Source organism: Thermoleptolyngbya sp. M55_K2018_002, assembly GCF_015295965.1.
In the GTDB taxonomy this organism is placed as follows: domain Bacteria; phylum Cyanobacteriota; class Cyanobacteriia; order Elainellales; family Elainellaceae; genus Thermoleptolyngbya; species Thermoleptolyngbya sichuanensis.
Map to the genome: position 1 here is coordinate 1 of NZ_DVEA01000438.1, position 16,730 is coordinate 16,730.

Sequence of the window (16,730 nt, forward strand, 5' to 3'; positions counted from 1 at the left end):
TGGCGAGATGCCCTCGTGGGGTGGCAGGGTGGGGCGCTGCAAAGACCTTGAGGCATCGTTTCTTTGAGACATTGTTTCACTGTTTCTCAAACAGACCCCAGCTTCAGCGATCTGGCAGATCGCGCTGGACTGAAGATGTCGTCAGAATTACAGGGCAATCCCCGTGATAACCATAGCATCAACTGCAAAAGGGGGAATTATCTCTCCGGCAGTGACACTTTGGGCGATCGCCCCCGGTTGCACCCCTAGCCCATCCTTTGCTGGCTCCAGTCGTCTGCTAGGTTAAGACTGGTCTCTACAAGGGCAGGACTCGTCTATCCAGCAGGCTTCACTCTGCCACGCGCCAGCGATCCCTGGGCTTTTACCTAAGTGGGTCATGATACTGCATGGCTAGGGACTTGACCTGGAGGCTTTCACCCTGTGCTTGCCCTTCTGACATGACCGGCCGTGTTCTAAAGCCTACATCCAGCACGGTATGTTGTTGGGAATGGCAGAATTGGGAGATGGGTTCAGTGAGATGCTTGAGCGGGACGGTCAATTAAGCAATTCAGCCAAATACAATTCAGCCAAATACAATTCAGCCAAACACAATTCAGCCAAACAATTTAAGCAACAATTTGAGCCATGTTAATCAGGATGTTCAAAGGATCTTGCCAGGGGCGATCGCGCTGATGGTAGAAGCAGCCCTTGGCCGGCAAACTCTGTGGCGGACATCCCTCAGGGAGCAATGTCAGACAGTTGCCCGTCTGGTTGCTCGTCTGGTCTTTGGGTAGGCACACCCCTAACAGTCCGATCACCTCGCCCCAACCGATGCGCCTCCTGCTGCAACGAGCCTGGTTTCCTGAATTGCTCTGAAAGTCGATCCAAATCTGGTTGAAATTGGGCAAATCCACAATTTCTCCAAAACACTGGAACCGTTCGATGAAATAGCCGATACAATTGTTTCCCATCCTAGACCCACCCTAAGTTCCCAGGCAAAACCCGTGGATGTTTCTTCTGCCCCATTTCAGCTTGATTTAAAAGAAGTATTCCCATTTAATCTGGATGCCTTTCAGCTAGAGGCGATCGCCGCCCTAGATGCCGGAAAATCGGTGGTGGTCTGTGCGCCTACGGGTTCGGGCAAAACGCTGATTGGCGAATATGCCATCATTCGAGCGCTAAAGCAGAATGAGATCCTGGCGGCTCAGGGCAGCAGCGCCAACTTTGCGAATCAGCACCGCCCCCGTCGCGTGTTTTACACCACGCCGCTAAAGGCATTGTCAAACCAGAAATTGCGCGATTTTCGCGATCGCTTTGGGGAGCAAAATATTGGCTTGCTCACAGGCGATGTGTCGATCAATCGCGACGCGCCAATTCTGGTGATGACGACCGAAATCTTTCGCAACATGCTCTACGGCACGCCCATCGGCGAAGTGGGCACGTCGCTTGAGGGTGTAGATGCGGTCGTGCTGGACGAGTGCCACTACATGAACGATCGCCAGCGGGGCACGGTCTGGGAAGAATCCATCATCTATTGCCCCAAAGAGGTGCAGTTGGTGGCGCTATCTGCCACCGTCGCCAACAGCGACCAACTCACCGACTGGATCGACCGGGTTCACGGCCCCACCGCGCTGATCTATTCTGACTTTCGCCCCGTGCCCCTGGAGTTTTACTTTGGGTCGCCCAAGGGTCTGTTTCCCCTGCTCAATGACGAAAAAACCGCCGTCAACTCCCGCTTCAAGAAAAAACGCGGCAAACAGCCCAGGGGACGGCAAGAGCCAACCAAAATTTCTTTTTTGGTTAGCCAGCTTCAGCAGCGCGATATGCTGCCTGCGATTTACTTCATCTTTAGCCGCCGGGGCTGCGACCAGGCCGTGCAGGAAATCGAAACCCTGTCGCTGGTGAATGAGGCTGAACAAGCTCAGCTAAAAACCTTCATCGACCTGTTTCTGGAGCGCAACCCAGAGGCCGTCCGCGCCAGCCAGATCGAGCCGCTGTATCGAGGCATCGCGGCGCACCACGCAGGCATTCTCCCGGCTTGGAAGGTGCTGGTGGAGGAACTGTTTCAGCGAGGGCTGATTAAGGTTGTGTTTGCGACCGAAACGCTGGCTGCTGGAATCAACATGCCCGCCCGCACCACGGTCATTTCCAGCCTGTCAAAGCGGACGGATCGGGGGCATCGCCTGCTAACGGCCTCAGAATTTTTGCAGATGGCGGGGCGGGCCGGGCGGCGCGGCATGGACGATCGGGGCTATGTAGTGACGGTGCAAACGCCGTTTGAAGGAGCTATGGAGGCGGCGTATCTGGCGACGCAAGGCGCAGATCCACTGGTGAGCCAGTTTACCCCCAGCTACGGCATGGTGCTGAATCTGCTGCAAACGCACTCGGAGGAGGAGGCGCGGGATCTGATCGAGCGCAGCTTTGGGCAATATCTGTCTACGCTGTATCTGCGGCCGCAGCAATTGGCGATCGCCGATCTGGAGGCCGAAGTCGAGCAGCAGCAGGCCCAGATCGCCCATGTCGATGCCGAAATTCTCAACAGCTACGAAAAGCTGCACGACCGGATCAAAGAAGAGCGCCGCATTTTGAAATATCTCCAGCAGCAGGCGCAAGAGTTGCAAGTGAAGGACATGCACGCGGCGCTGCCGTTTGCGATCGCCGGAAGTATTCTCTCACTCAAAGGGAAATACGTACCCGTTGCCAAGCCCTTGCCTGCGGTGCTGGTGGCCAAGGCACAGGGGGGTGGGCAACTGCCCTATTTTGTTTGCCTGGGGCAAGACAACCGCTGGCGCGTGGTGACAGCAAACGACGTGGTGGGCCTTCATGCCGAGCTGCCCCGCATAGCGCAGGTGGATCATTTAACCGTGCCGCCAGAATTGCCGCCAAAGCCTGGTCAGGTTCGCTCTGGCTCAGAAGAATCGGCGGCGATCGCCCAGCAGATTCCCCCCATCCCCGCCCCAACCGAGCAGGCTCCCGAAGTGGTCGAGCAGCAGGCAAAGGTGCGGGAGCTAGACCTAGAGCTACAGCGACACCCGGCGCGTCAGTTTGGCAATCCAGGACAAATTTTGAAGCGGCGCAAGCAGGTCGAGCGGCTGCTGGAGGAACTGGGCGATCGCCGCGCCAAGCTAGAGCGCCACACCCATCGCTACTGGCAGGAATTTGTCAACCTGATGGAAATCTTGCGGCGGTTTGGCTGTCTGGATGGCGTGGTGCCAACGGAATTGGGACAGATTGCCGCCGCCATCCGGGGCGATAATGAACTGTGGCTGGGGCTGGCGATGGCATCGGGTGAACTAGACGACCTCGATCCCCATGAACTGGTGACCGTCTGCGCGGCGCTGACGACGGAGGTGTCTCGCCCTGATGTGTGGACGAGCTATCAGGTGTCCGCCAGGGTAGAGTCGGCGCTGGAAGGACTCCGCAGCACGCGCCGCCAGTTGTTCAAGCTCCAGCACCAGTATCAGGTGGCGCTGCCTGTGTGGATGGAATATGACTTTATTCCGCTGGTGGAGCAGTGGGCGCTGGGGGTGGAATGGCCGGAACTGTGCGCCAATACCAGCCTGGATGAGGGCGATATCGTCCGCGTGCTGCGGCGGACGCTAGATTTTATGTCGCAACTTCCCCATGTGCCTTACCTGCCATCTAGCTTGCGGGATAATGCTCGACGGGCGATCGCCCTGATTGATCGCTTCCCTGTGAATGAGGGCATTGAGTAGGGGCGCTAGCTTCTGAGCGGCCCCTAGCGCGGCTTGTTGAGTCGGGCGCGATATTGCCTATCTCTTGAGATTTCTAGTCTGAACCGATGACGTACACTAATGCAAACTGTTACCATCGGTGAATTTTTTTAACTGGAGATCCTCCGTAGATTATGGTCAGGTTAATCTGAAGCTAATGCAGTTGGGATCAGTCATTCTCTACTCATTTAAGCTCAAATTAAGCTCAAATCAGATCAGGTCATATCTGGTCATATCTCTGGTCATATCTAAGGATTCCTGCCTTAATCCACCTGCGAAATACCAGCAAAGTCTTTGGAGTCGGTTCAGTTGACATGGGGCGATCGCCCTCATGCTTCTCTACACAAGCATGAGTCGTTTTATGCCGCTTCTTAATACATGAAGTGCCGTTTGAAAAACCTGTGGGAACGGTTGATTCTGGATCATCTCTGATTCAAATTATCGAGATTCAAATCATCGAGATTCAAATCATCGAGAGATTGATCGAGAATAGAGCGCTTCAGATGACCGAGTAAAACGCCTGGCCCGTCGTTTCAAACCTTCTTAACCGCATCGGCAGAAATCCTCTGGTTTCAACTGCTTGAACCCTATCAGGGTGAGCCATCAAGCTGAAATATCAGGAGGAATTTTCCATGTCTGAAACTGTTAGCACAAATGCAGAAAGCCGTACTAGAACCGTGGCGATCGTGGGGCCCTATCTCAGCGGCAAAACGACGCTTCTGGAAAGCTTGCTGTTTGTCACTGGAGCCATTTCCCGCAAGGGCAGCGTGAATGATAAAAACACGGTCGGGGATGCATCACCCGAAGCCCGCGATCGCCAGATGACCGTTGAAATTAATGCCGCCAGCACTCAGCAGGGCGGCATTTTGTTTACCTTTCTCGATAGCCCTGGCTCGGTGGAATTTGCTCAAGAAACCTGCAATGCGCTGATGGGCGTAGATGCCGCCGTGGTGGTTTGCGAGCCAGATCAGGCGCGAGTGCTGACGCTGGCTCCGCTGTTCCAATTCCTCGACGACTGGGAAATCCCTCACCTGGTCTTTATCAACAAGATGGATCGAGCCAACGACAGCTTTGCCGACATCCTGAACGCGCTGAAGCAGGTGTCGAGCCGTCCGCTGGTGCTGCATCAATATCCCATCGGCCAGGGCGAAACCTTGCAGGGTTTTATCGACCTGGTGACGGAGCAAGCGTATCACTATCATCCGGGTGCGCCTGCCGATCCGGTGCCGCTGCCGGAGGAACTGCGCGAGGCTGAACACGCCGCCCGCGTCGAAATGCTGGAAACGCTGGCGGATTTTGACGATCACCTGCTGGAGGAACTGCTGGAAGAAATTGAGCCGCCAGAAGAGGAAATTATCACCGATTTGAAAATGGAACTGGGCGCAGACCTGATCGTGCCCGTGTTCATCGGCGTGGCCGAGAAAGATTTTGGCGTGCGGCCGCTGCTGGCGGCGCTGCTGCGCGAGTGTCCCGAACCCAGCGTCATGGCAGAACATCGCGGCATTCCTGCGGGCGACGAGCCGCTGGCCCAGGTGCTAAAGACCTACTACACGCCCCAGGGCGGCAAGCTGTCGCTGGTGCGCGTCTGGCGCGGAATGCTGACGGACGGCATGACGCTAAACGGTGTGCGGATGGGCGGCATGTATCGCCTGATGGGGCAACAGCAGCAGAGCGTGCAGCGGGCCTATGCGGGCTGCGTAGTAGCGTTGGCGCGGATGGAAGGGGTGAAAACGGGTGATACGCTGAGCGCCAATGGGGTCGCGGTCGATGCATTGCCCAAGGCGGGGGCGATCGCCCCGGTGTATGCCCTCGCCCTCACCGCCGAAAACCGCAACGACGAAGTGAAGCTGAGCAGCGCCCTGACGAAACTACTGGAAGAAGACCCATCGCTCTATTGGGAGCAGCACGGCGACACACGGGAAGTGATCCTCTGGGGCCAGGGCGACATTCACCTGAAGGTGGCGCTTGATCGCCTGCGCCGCAAATACAGCCTGCCCATGAGTACGCACCTGCCGCAAATTCCCTACAAGGAAACGATCCGCCGCCCTGGCAAGAATGTCCACGGCCGCTACAAACACCAGACCGGTGGCCACGGTCAGTTTGGCGATGTGTATATCGACATCCAGCCGCTGGCGCGGGGTGAGGGCTTCCAGTTTAGCGAAACAATTGTGGGCGGCGTAGTGCCCCGGCAGTACATCCCCGGCGTGGAAATTGGCGTGCGGGAATATCTGGCCCACGGGCCGCTGGGCTTCCCGGTGGTGGATGTAGCGGTGACGCTGACGAACGGCTCCTACCACAGCGTCGATAGTTCAGAACAGGCATTTAAGCAGGCGGCGCGGCTGGCCATGCAGGAGGGACTGCCCAAGTGCGAACCGCAGTTGCTAGAGCCGATTTTGGCGATCGCCATTTCCATTCCCAGCGAGTTCACCTCCAAGGTGCTGCGGCTGGTGAGCGGGCGGCGCGGTCAAGTACTGGGCTACGATGCCAAGAGCAACTGGCGCGGCTGGGATGAGGTGTCGGCTTACCTGCCCCAGGCGGAAATGCATGATCTAATTGTCGAATTGCGATCGCTCACCATGGGCGTGGGCTTCTTCCGCTGGCAGTTCGACCACCTGCAAGAAGTGCCCGATAAAGTTGCTGAGCGAGTCCTCTCCAAAGCCAACGGCGGCTAAGGTTTCGGTCAAGCCATCGCTTTAGATCCCCCCTAAATCCCCCTTGGCAAGGGGGACTTTTTTGTGGCTTACTGCACCACGAAATTTACCAGCTTACCCGGTACGACAATCACTTTTTTGATGGTCTTGCCCTCGATATAGCGCTGGGCCAGTTCGGACTCTGTGGCCAGTTGTTCTAGCGTTTGGGCATCGGCTCCCGCAGGCACCTGAATTGTGCCCCGCGTCTTGCCCATAATCTGAATCACCAGCGGAATTTCGTCCACCACCAACGCCTCTGGATCGGCTACGGGCCAGGCGTGATGATGCACCGAGTCGGCATGTCCCAGCAGGTGCCACAGTTCCTCAGCAATGTGTGGCGCGAAGGGAGCCAGCAGCGCCAGCAGCGTTTCGATGCCCTCGGCATAAACCGGAGACTCCTTGCAGGGAGCATCATTCAGCGCATTGCTCAGCTTCATCAGCTCCGACACTGCCGTATTAAACTGATAGTCGCCCTCCAGGTCTTCGGTGATTTCCTTAATTGCTGTATGAATCGCCCGCCGCAGGTCTTTTTCGGGCTTGGTCAGGTTCCCAGAACCTCGCGGCTTCGCCCCCGATGCCTGGAATTCCGTAACCAAGCGCCAGACGCGGTTCAAGAAGCGGAACTGTCCCTCCACATCGGCATCGTCCCATTCCAGATCCTTCTCTGGCGGCGCTTTGAACAAAATGAACATGCGGGCGGTGTCTGCGCCGTATTTTTCCAGCACGTCCTTCGGGTCGATGCCGTTATATTTCGACTTCGACATTTTCTCGAAGACGACCTCCAGCTTGTCGCCCGTGGCAGGATCGCGGGGATCAGACAGGTCGGCAATATCCGCCGGAGCGATGTATTTGCCCGTCAACGGGTTCTTGTAGGCGGCCGCCTGCACCATGCCCTGCGTCAGCAGACGCTTGAAGGGTTCGTCGAAGTTGAGCAAGTGGCGATCGCGCAGCACTTTGGTAAAGAACCGCGAATACAGCAGGTGCAAAATCGCGTGTTCAATGCCGCCGACGTATTGATCCACCGGCATCCAGTCGTTCGTCTTGGCCGGGTCAAAAGCGGCGTTTTCATTTCGCGCATCGGGATAGCGCAGGAAATACCACGACGAACAGATAAACGTGTCCATCGTGTCGGTTTCGCGCTTGGCAGGCGTGCCGCAAGTTGGGCAGGGCACATTCACCCAGTCCTCCAACTTCGCCAGGGGCGACGGCCCCCGCCCCGAAAACTCCACCTGTTCTGGCAGCGTCACAGGAAGCTGGTCATCGGGAACGGGCACTGTGCCGCAACTGGGGCAATGCACCACCGGAATCGGGCAGCCCCAGTATCGCTGACGAGAAATCAGCCAGTCCCGCAGGCGATAGTTGGCCGTGCCCTTGCCTTTGCCGTTGGCTTCCAGCCACTTCACTGCGGCTTCCACGCTCTGCCCCGCGCCCTTGCCCGCGGGGATGCCGTCCAACGGCCCGGAATGAACCATCACGCCCTCGCCCGCATGGGGCACCGTCATCGTGTCGCCATCCAGCGTCTCGCCCTCCGGCTGCACCACGACCTTCACCTTTAGCCTAAACTTGCGGGCAAACTCAAAGTCGCGCTGGTCGTGGGCCGGAACGGCCATAATCGCGCCTGTGCCGTAGCCCATCAGCACATAGTCGGCAATCCAGACCGGGATTTTCTCATCATTCACCGGGTTGATGGCGTAGCTGCCCGTCCAGACGCCCGTTTTCTCGCGGTCTTCGGCCGTGCGATCGATTTCGCTTTTGCCAGCAGCAGCGATTTTGTACGCTGCAACTTCGGCAGCCTGGGCCTCAGTCGTCAGCTTGTCCACCAGCGGATGCTCCGGCGACAGCACCATGAAGGTCGCGCCCCAGAGCGTGTCGGGGCGCGTCGTGTAAACCGTCAGGTCGTCACCCGCTTCCGTTTTGAACACAACCTCTGCGCCTGTGGATTTGCCGATCCAGTTTTCCTGCATCAGGCGCACGCGCTCGGGCCAGCCGTCGAGCTGGTTCAGGTCTTGCAATAACTGCTCGGCGTAGTCAGTAATTTTCAAAAACCACTGCTTTAGCAAACGCCGCTCGACCTTTGCGCCCGATCGCCAGGATTTGCCCTCGCTATCGACCTGCTCGTTCGCTAGCACAGTCTGGTCGATAGGATCCCAGTTCACCGCTGCTTCTTTCTGGTAGGCCAGCCCCGCCTGGAAAAATTGCAGAAAAATCCACTGCGTCCATTTGTAATAATCGGGCGAGCAGGTGGTGACTTCGCGGCTCCAGTCGTAGGACAGGCCCAGTCGTTTCAACTGCGCCCGCATCTGGGCGACGTTTTGGTACGTCCACTTGGCAGGGGCAACGCCGCGATCGATGGCCGCATTTTCCGCAGGCAGTCCAAACGCATCCCAGCCCATCGGGTGCAGCACGCGATAGCCCCGCATCCGCTGCACGCGGGCAATCACGTCGGTAATCGTGTAGTTGCGGACGTGGCCCATGTGCAGGTTGCCCGACGGATAGGGAAACATGGACAGCGCGTAAAACTTGGGCTTGCTGGAGTCTTCCAGCGTTTGGTCTAGCCCTTGCGCGTCCCACGCAGTTTGCCACTTTTCCTCAATCTCGGCGGGGTTGTATCGGGACTCCACGAACGCAACTCCTTGTATGTCTTGGTTTGCAGGGATGGGGAACGGAAAGTACCCTCCATTTTAAGCCTTAAACGCAGCCTGGGACGGGCAGAATTGTGGGGCAGCGATCCAGGAGGCGATCGCCGCTTCTGGGCCATGATCTAGCTTCACCAGACATTGTGTTGGTTTCTGGGTTGGTTTCATAGCGGGTTCTGCGGCAAATTCCGAATACATCGAGGGTCGGGTAGCGTCGCTTTTTCTGGTTCGCGGGGAAACCAGAACGCCGTGCGCTTGCAAACTTCCACCAGCATTAGCATGACGGGCACTTCGATCAGCACGCCCACCACGGTCGCCAGCGCCGCGCCAGAGTTGAGTCCGAAGAGCGTGACGGCCGTGGCGATCGCCACTTCAAAATGATTACTTGCACCGATCAGCGCTGCCGGAGCCGCGTCTTCGTAAGCCAGCCCCAGCTTTTGCGCCGCCACATAGGAAATTAGAAAAATAAAGTTCGTCTGCAAAAACAGCGGCACCGAAATCAGCAAAATATGCAGCGGATTTTGCACGATCAGGTCGCCCTTGAACGCAAACAACAGCACCAGCGTCGTCAGCAGCGCCACCACCGCCACCGGGCTGAGATAGCGCAAAAACACCTGCTCAAACCAGGCTTTCCCCTTGTGCCGCAAAATCCAGGAGCGCGACACCGCCCCCGCCAGCAGCGGTAGCCCCACATAAATCAGTACCGACAGCACAATCGTTTCCCAGGGCACTGAGAGGTTATTTGCTGCCAATAGCCAGCGCCCCAATGGCGCGTACAAAAACAGCATAGCGAGGGAATTGATCGCTACCATCACCAGCGTCAGGCCCTGATTGCCAAAGGACAGGTAGCCCCACATCAGCACCATCGCCGTGCAGGGCGCAATGCCCAGCAAAATTGTTCCCGCAATGTAGGAGTTTGCCAGCGAGATTTCACCGCCCCGGATCACTTCTGTTCCAGTAATCAGCGGACGGAACAGGTATCCCAAAAAGAATTGGGCAAAGGCGACCATTGTGAACGGCTTGATGAACCAGTCCACCACCAGCGTCAGCAGCACCGGGCGCGGCGTTCGAGCGACCCGCTTTGCCTGCGAAAAATCAATTTTTACCATGATGGGATACATCATGAAGAACAGGCAAATGGCAATTGGAACGGACACCTGATAAACACTCATGCGGTCGAGGGCGATCGCCACATTGGGAAACAGGCGGCCCAGCGCAATGCCCGCCAGAATGCACAGAAACACCCACAGCGTCAGGTATCGCTCAAAGAAGCTGAGGTGTCCGCCTGCCTGCACGCGCTGAAGAGGGGATGGAGATTTATCAAATGACATAAACAATCACGGTAAGCGGAAGGCCGATCAACAGATCGTGAAACGGGAGATCGTGAAACGGGTGGCGGCAGTCGTCCAGCATCTCACGCAGCCTATATTCTAGCGATCGCCCTCCCTAGTCTCCATCGCCCCCTTTCCAGGCGACAGCAGGCATCGGCTTGGGGTCGGGCAGCCGCAACTCGATCAGCCAGGCCGCCAGCACAAACAGGCTCGACACCCAGAGACAGCCCACCAGCCCAAAAAGCTGGTAGATCAGACCCGACAGCACCGTTCCCGCCAGCCGCCCAGCCGAGTTTGCCATATAGTAAAATCCAACATTGAGCGCTACTTTGTCATCATCGGTGAACGCCAGCACGAGATAGGAATGAACGGCTGAATTGAACGCAAAGATGATGCCAAAGAGCATCAGTCCCACCACGATCACCGCATCAGGGGGAAGATTAGTGGTCAGACCGAGGGCGATCGCCGCTGGAACGACCGTCAGAACCAGTGTCCAAAACTGAATCGTCGCAGCGCGGGGCGGCTGATTCCCATTAAAGCGACGCAGCAAAGATGGCGCGAGGAATTGAATCATCCCATAGCCGATCACCCAGCAGGCCAGGAAACCGCCCGCCTGAAAGAACGACCAGCCCAACACGCTCCGCAGGAACACGGGCAGCCCCACGACAAACCACACGTCACGCGAACCGAACAGGAAAAACCGCGCCAGCGACAGGATATTAATTTCCCGACTCTTGGAAAAAAGCTGTGTAAATTTGACCTTGGACTTGATCTTGCCCATGCCGCTGGGCAAGAAAAAGCCCGTCAGCAGGATCAGCGCCAGACCCGCCGCCATGATCCAGAGCGATCGCTCAAACCCAAACAGCGACAGCAGCGCCGCCCCCAAGAAAAAGCCCACGCCCTTCAGCGCATTTTTGGAACCCGTCAGCACTGCCACCCACTTAAACAGCGACGACTGCGCCTCCTGCGGGACGACTAGCCGAATCGCGCTTTTGGAACTCATCTTGGTCAGGTCTTTGGCAATTCCCGAAAACGCCTGCGACACCATCACATACAGCACTGCAAACCACTGCGCCCAGTCGCGGTTCAAAAACGACAGCATCAGCAGCGCCACAACCTGCAACGCAATGCCTGCATACAGCGTCACCTTTAGCCCCAGTTGCGACCCAATCCAGCCACCCAAAAAATTGGTGACGATGCCAAAGATTTCGTAAAATAGGAACAGAAACGCAATTTCCAGCGGCGTATAGCCAATTTCGTTGAAATACAGCAGCACCAGCATCCGCAGCGCCCCGTCTGTCAGCGTAAAGCCCCAATAGGCCAAGGTGACAAGAGCGTAGTTTTTGACGTTGGCAGCTTGGGTAGCAGTCATAAAGCGTTTGAGGTAGTGGGGTTTGGGGATGGGACGTGAGGCTGCTGTATTTCGCTGCTGTATTTCACGGCTATATGTCACTGACGATGGGTTTAGGACGCTTCCTCATGCCCGCAGGACGGCCACCTTCTTCGCCAGTTCCGCCATCCGGTTCGCGTAGCCCCACTCGTTGTCATACCACGCCAGAATTTTTACCTGCGTGTCGTCGATGACCATTGTGGAGAGCGCGTCGATGATGCTGGAGCGGGGATCGTCTTTGTAGTCAATGGAGACGAGGGGGCGCTCTTCGTAGCCGAGGATGCCGTTCAGCGGGGCGGTTTCGGAGGCGGTTTTGAGAAGCTGGTTCACCTCTTCGACCGTGGTGGGGCGGGCGACTTCAAACACACAGTCGGTGAGGGAGGCATTGAGCAGAGGGACGCGGACGGCAAGACCGTTGAGTTTGCCCTTGAGTTCGGGATAGATGAGGGCGATCGCCGTTGCAGAACCCGTCGTCGTCGGAATCAGCGACATCCCCGTAGCGCGGGCGCGGCGCAAGTCCTTATGGGGCGCGTCTACGATGGTCTGCGTGTTGGTATGGTCGTGGACGGTGGTGATCACGCCGTGCTTAATGCCGATGCCTTCGTGGATCACCTTGACCACGGGTGCGAGGCAGTTCGTCGTGCAAGAGGCGGCCGTCAGCAGGTGATGCTCGGCGGGGTTGTAAAGGTGGTCATTCACACCCATCACCACATTCAGCGCCCCCGTTTTCACCGGAGCCGCCACGATCACCGTTTGCACGCTGCGCTTGAAATACGGCTCCAGCGTCTCTACCGTGCGAAACTTGCCCGATGCTTCCAGCACCAGATCCACGCCATATTCTTCCCAGGGCACATCACCAGGGCTGCTGTATTCGCTAAAGCTGAGGGATTGGTCGTTGATGCGAATTCGGTCATCGCCTTCCGCCGCCACCGCATGTCCCCACCGCCCATGCACCGAGTCAAACTTCAGCAGATGTGCCGCGCAGTCTGCCCCGCCTTTGACCTCGTTGATGTGGACAAACTCCAGTTCGGGCCAGTCCCAGGCTGCCCGCAGCGCCAGCCGTCCAATCCGGCCAAAGCCATTGATGCCAACTTTAATGGGAGAAGCTTGTGTAGCGGTCATGCGAGGTTAGGGGCTGGGAGATTGCAGAGTAAGGCTTGACATCAAGCGGGCACAGCCTAGCCCTGAGACTACACCGTGCCCGCGTTTTGCCGAGTGCTGCTAGAAGGCGGCTTCTTTTTGCAGCAGGTCTTCCAGTTTCAGGTTGGTGGGGGCGGTTCCAGCAAATACTGTGCCCACCTTACCCGTTTGGAAATGGGTCAGCGCAATGTTGTAGACCTCATCGGGCAGGGGCACGTAGCCTACCACCCTGGCCAAAAATCGGCCGTTGTTGAGGTAGTACTCTACAAACTCTTTGAGCTTGGGGTTCTTTTCAACCGAATCCGCGTTGACATAGATGAACAGCGGTCGTGCCAGGGGTTGATAGGTCCCTTCTCGAACCGCCTCTGCGGAGGGTTCGACGGGGCCTGCGCCGTTGTCGATTGGCACTGCCCGCAGCAGTGTGCGGCTTTCTTCAAAGTAGGCAAGACCGAAATAGCCCAAGGCATTGGGGTTGTTGCGAACGCCGCGCACGAGGTCGTAGTCATCTTCACTGGCGGTGTAATCCTTGCGGCTGGCTCCAGTTTCCCCTACGATCGCCTCGGTGAAGTAGTCAAAGGTGCCGGAGTCGCTGCCTGGGCCGTAGAGTTCGAGGGGGCGATCGGGGAAGGTCGAACGCACCTGGTTCCAGCGCGTAATCCGGCCTTCGGCACTGGGTTCCCAGATTTTTTTCAATTCTGCGACGGTCAGCGAATCGACCCAGTTGTTGTCTCGATGAACGGCCACCGTTAGCGCATCGTAGGCGACGGGTAGCTCGTAGTAGCGAACGCCCGCAGATTTGCAAGCGTCCATTTCGCGCCGGTTGATGGGGCGGGAGGCGTTGCTGATATCCGTTTCGCCGGCACAGAATTTGCGGAAGCCTGCTGAGGTGCCCGAAAACTCGACCTTGACTTCTGGATGATCTTTGCGCTCGAAGGCGTATTCTTTGACGACTTCATCGGTAATGGGATAGACCGTGCTGGAGCCGTCGATGGTGATGGTTGCCTCGGCTGGGGCGACGGGCTTTCCGGTGGTGTCGGTGGCGGCGGGCACTCCGGGCGATTCTGTGATGATGGGTGGTGTGGGTACGCTACAGGCTGCGATGGTTAGGCTGGTGGCGATCGCTATCACTGAATATCGAACCAGAGAATATCGAACCAAAGAATTTTGCATCTTAGTTTGCATCTTTTGCATCTTAGAAAGATTGCTGAGTGCTTGGATAATTGCTTTCATGAATAGCCTTACTCCTGAGTTGCATCCAGGGCTAGACCAACGTTGGTCTGCTAGTGAACACGATTGTCCAATCGTGCAGCTAGGAAACCTTTGTTGGCAGGAACACAGACGCTTTAAGTTTTGTTTATAGCGATCGCAAAAAATTGCAAAAAACTTGTCTCAAACCTTAATTGGCTGGGTTAGCAGCCTACCTAAAGCTTGACTGGAAGATCCGCCGGAGCTAAAACCTCTGCTCAGTTCGGCCCATCGTCCTCAACCTGCCAAATCAGCAGCCTGAGTCAAACTTGTGAAATAAACCTAGACAAACTAAGAAATATTGATACATCAAATAAAGTCGATGAGTCAAGCCGCAATGTGGCCTGCAACACAGAAACTTTCAACGATTTGTTAAATCATGCGCCTGAGCTAAAAAACCGCTTCAAACGGCCCCTAGCCGTCCGTTGGCAGACCCCCATGCTAGGCACAGGGACGACCCGGACGAGCCTGTCCGCAGCGGCGAAAATCTGCCAAAAACTGCTCCAATAGCGCAAATTGCGGCAGATTCAGGCTGTAGTATATCCAGCGGCCCTCTTGACGAGCGATGACCAGCCCTGCTTCGCGCAGCGCCTTGAGGTGAAACGACAGCTTGGATTGCGACACATCTAGCACGTCGCACAAATCACACACGCACATTTCCTGAGTCCGCAGCGCATCGATCACTTGCAGCCGCAGCGGCTCAGACAGGGCGTGAAATCCGGCAATAGTCTGGGCAGGGGTGAGGGCGATCGCTTCAGCCATTCTGAACTTTAGGAGTCGTTGTGAAACTTGAGGCTCTTGGTCAGCAGCGCAACACCAGCACTACGCTCAAGTCCTTCCATTTTATGAGGTGTCCGCGAGTTGTCAGACAGATACCGGATGCCAAAACGCTGGCTTGCAGCGATCGCGGGATCTGCTTGGGTCAAGGGGTTGGAGTTATCAGCCAATTTGTTCAGCCAATTTGTTCAGCCGATTTGTTCAGCCAATTTATAGATCTCCAACCTGCAAGCAAACGCCCAAACATAGATTCTGCCGTAGATCTGTTAAGATGCAGGTTCGCGGCACGCTATTCCAGTCTGAGGCCGCACTGGGCAATTCTAAGAGCATTCCTCAGATCCTTTAGTTTCAGAGCAACTGGTTTTAACCAACGGATTTCAATCCAACGGGTTTCCATCCAACAGGTTTCAATCCAGTGCGCCAAGAATCTGTCCTGAAATACCCCTTTCTCGATTTGCAGCAGGCTGGCGTTTCAAACGGCGCAGATCGAATCTATTTTGGAGTTTTAATGTCCTTTTCTGATCTCGGTCTGACCGATGAAATCGTCCGTGCGGTGACTGCACGCGGCTACACTCAGCCGACTCCGATTCAAGCACAAGCCATTCCCGCCATATTAGCAGGGCACGACCTGCTAGCCAGCGCCCAAACGGGCACAGGGAAAACCGCTGGATTCATGCTGCCGATTCTGCACCTGCTGGCGGCATCGGGGCGTGGTGCTTCTCCTGGCAGGCCCATGCCGCGCGTTCCCGTGCGATCGCTCGTCCTCACGCCCACCCGCGAACTCGCCGCCCAGGTCGAAGAAAGCATCCGCGAATATGGCCAGTTTTTGCCCCTGCGCTCTACGGTCGTCTATGGCGGTGTGGGAATGCAGCCCCAAGTGCAGCGGTTGCGCGGGCGGGTAGATATTCTGGTGGCTACGCCGGGGCGACTGCTGGATCATGTGCAGCAGGGCACGGTGGATTTGTCGCGGGTGGAAATTTTGGTGCTGGATGAAGCCGACCGGATGCTGGATATGGGTTTTTTGCCTGATATTCGCCGCATCCTGGCTCAATTGCCCAAACAGCGCCAAAACCTATTGTTTTCTGCTACATTTTCGGACGAAATCAAGAAACTCGCCAGCGGCTTGCTGCATAACCCCGTCACCATTGAAGTGGCACCGCCCAACGCCACCGCTGACTTGGTGGCGCAAAAGGTGTATCCCGTCGATCGCCACAAAAAGCGCCAGCTCCTGACCCACCTGATTCAGCAGAACAACTGGTTTCAAGTTTTGGTGTTTACTCGCACCAAGCACGGCGCAGACCATCTAGTAAAGCATCTGGGCAATCATCAGATTCCCGCGATGGCGATTCATGGCAACAAAAGTCAGTCCGCCCGCACTCGCGCTCTGGCTCAGTTCAAAGACGGCAGCCTGCAAGTGCTGGTGGCAACGGACATTGCCTCTCGCGGCATCGACATTAGCGAACTGCCCCATGTGATTAACTTCGAGTTGCCGCATGTGCCAGAAGACTATGTGCATCGGATTGGGCGCACGGGGCGGGCGGGCAGCGAGGGCGAGGCAGCATCGCTGGTCTGCGTGGACGAGCTAAAGCTGCTGGCGGATATCGAAAAACTGATCCGGCGATCGCTCCCTCAGGAAATTGTCCCCGGCTTTGAACCCGACCTGAACGCCAAGCCAGAACCCATCCCTAACGGGCGCAATCGTCAGGCGGGCGGGCGCGGGCGATCGGGCGGCGGGTCAGGAAGTAGCTCAGGCGGCGGGCAAGCTCGTTCGCATTCTGACAGAGCGCCGGGTCGTGCGGCTGCCAAGG

At 56.9% G+C, this 16,730-nt stretch carries 10 protein-coding genes; 3 read left to right on the forward strand and 7 right to left on the reverse strand.

The features are described 5' to 3' along the window. Positions 1-983: 983 nt before the first annotated feature. A complete protein-coding gene (locus tag IGS51_RS22060; RefSeq protein ID WP_297081038.1) occupies positions 984-3,695 on the forward strand; it encodes a DEAD/DEAH box helicase in 2,712 nt (903 codons plus the stop codon). Between the two features lie 650 nt (positions 3,696-4,345). Continuing rightward, entirely contained in the window at positions 4,346-6,385 is a 2,040-nt protein-coding gene (locus IGS51_RS22065) for an elongation factor G (RefSeq protein WP_297081040.1), read from the forward strand. Between the two features lie 68 nt (positions 6,386-6,453). On the opposite strand, the gene leuS is transcribed toward IGS51_RS22065, so the two are convergent. From leuS to IGS51_RS22100, 7 genes are all read right to left on the reverse strand, one after another. Then, a complete protein-coding gene (leuS, locus tag IGS51_RS22070; protein ID WP_297081042.1) occupies positions 6,454-9,024 on the reverse strand; it encodes a leucine--tRNA ligase in 2,571 nt (856 codons plus the stop codon). Between the two features lie 60 nt (positions 9,025-9,084). Then, the gene (locus tag IGS51_RS22075) at positions 9,085-9,207 is read right to left on the reverse strand and encodes a hypothetical protein (RefSeq protein ID WP_297081044.1); all 123 of its coding nucleotides are present in this window, start codon (positions 9,205-9,207) and stop codon (positions 9,085-9,087) included. After that, the gene (gene arsB / locus IGS51_RS22080) at positions 9,204-10,370 is read right to left on the reverse strand and encodes an ACR3 family arsenite efflux transporter (RefSeq protein ID WP_297081045.1); all 1,167 of its coding nucleotides are present in this window, start codon (positions 10,368-10,370) and stop codon (positions 9,204-9,206) included. The genes IGS51_RS22075 and arsB overlap by 4 nt, the downstream gene beginning before the upstream one ends. Before the next feature lie 115 nt (positions 10,371-10,485). Next, positions 10,486-11,742 (reverse strand): organoarsenical effux MFS transporter ArsJ, encoded by a 1,257-nt coding sequence (gene arsJ, locus IGS51_RS22085; RefSeq protein WP_297081047.1) that lies wholly within the window; start codon positions 11,740-11,742, stop codon positions 10,486-10,488. 105 nt (positions 11,743-11,847) lie between these two features. Further along, positions 11,848-12,882: an ArsJ-associated glyceraldehyde-3-phosphate dehydrogenase gene (locus IGS51_RS22090; RefSeq protein ID WP_297081048.1), complete on the reverse strand. Its 1,035-nt coding sequence runs from the start codon at positions 12,880-12,882 to the stop codon at positions 11,848-11,850. 99 nt (positions 12,883-12,981) lie between these two features. Beyond that, positions 12,982-14,058: a PstS family phosphate ABC transporter substrate-binding protein gene (locus tag IGS51_RS22095; protein ID WP_297081050.1), complete on the reverse strand. Its 1,077-nt coding sequence runs from the start codon at positions 14,056-14,058 to the stop codon at positions 12,982-12,984. Positions 14,059-14,586: 528 nt separating this feature from the next. Further along, a complete protein-coding gene (locus IGS51_RS22100; protein ID WP_297081052.1) occupies positions 14,587-14,907 on the reverse strand; it encodes a helix-turn-helix transcriptional regulator in 321 nt (106 codons plus the stop codon). Positions 14,908-15,430: 523 nt separating this feature from the next. Here IGS51_RS22100 and IGS51_RS22105 point away from each other — a divergent pair. Then, a partial coding sequence (locus IGS51_RS22105; RefSeq protein WP_297081053.1) for a DEAD/DEAH box helicase occupies positions 15,431-16,730 on the forward strand: 1,300 nt, incomplete at its 3' end.

What these genes read in the sequence shown, in the direction of transcription:
- IGS51_RS22090 (WP_297081048.1), bottom strand. Translation starts at nt 12,882, where the DNA reads ATGACCGCTACACAAGCTTCTCCCATTAAAGTTGGCATCAATGGCTTT.
- IGS51_RS22100 (WP_297081052.1), bottom strand. Translation starts at nt 14,907, where the DNA reads ATGGCTGAAGCGATCGCCCTCACCCCTGCCCAGACTATTGCCGGATTT.
- arsB (WP_297081045.1), bottom strand. Translation starts at nt 10,370, where the DNA reads ATGTCATTTGATAAATCTCCATCCCCTCTTCAGCGCGTGCAGGCAGGC.
- IGS51_RS22075 (WP_297081044.1), bottom strand. Translation starts at nt 9,207, where the DNA reads ATGAAACCAACCCAGAAACCAACACAATGTCTGGTGAAGCTAGATCAT.
- IGS51_RS22065 (WP_297081040.1), top strand. Translation starts at nt 4,346, where the DNA reads ATGTCTGAAACTGTTAGCACAAATGCAGAAAGCCGTACTAGAACCGTG.
- arsJ (WP_297081047.1), bottom strand. Translation starts at nt 11,742, where the DNA reads ATGACTGCTACCCAAGCTGCCAACGTCAAAAACTACGCTCTTGTCACC.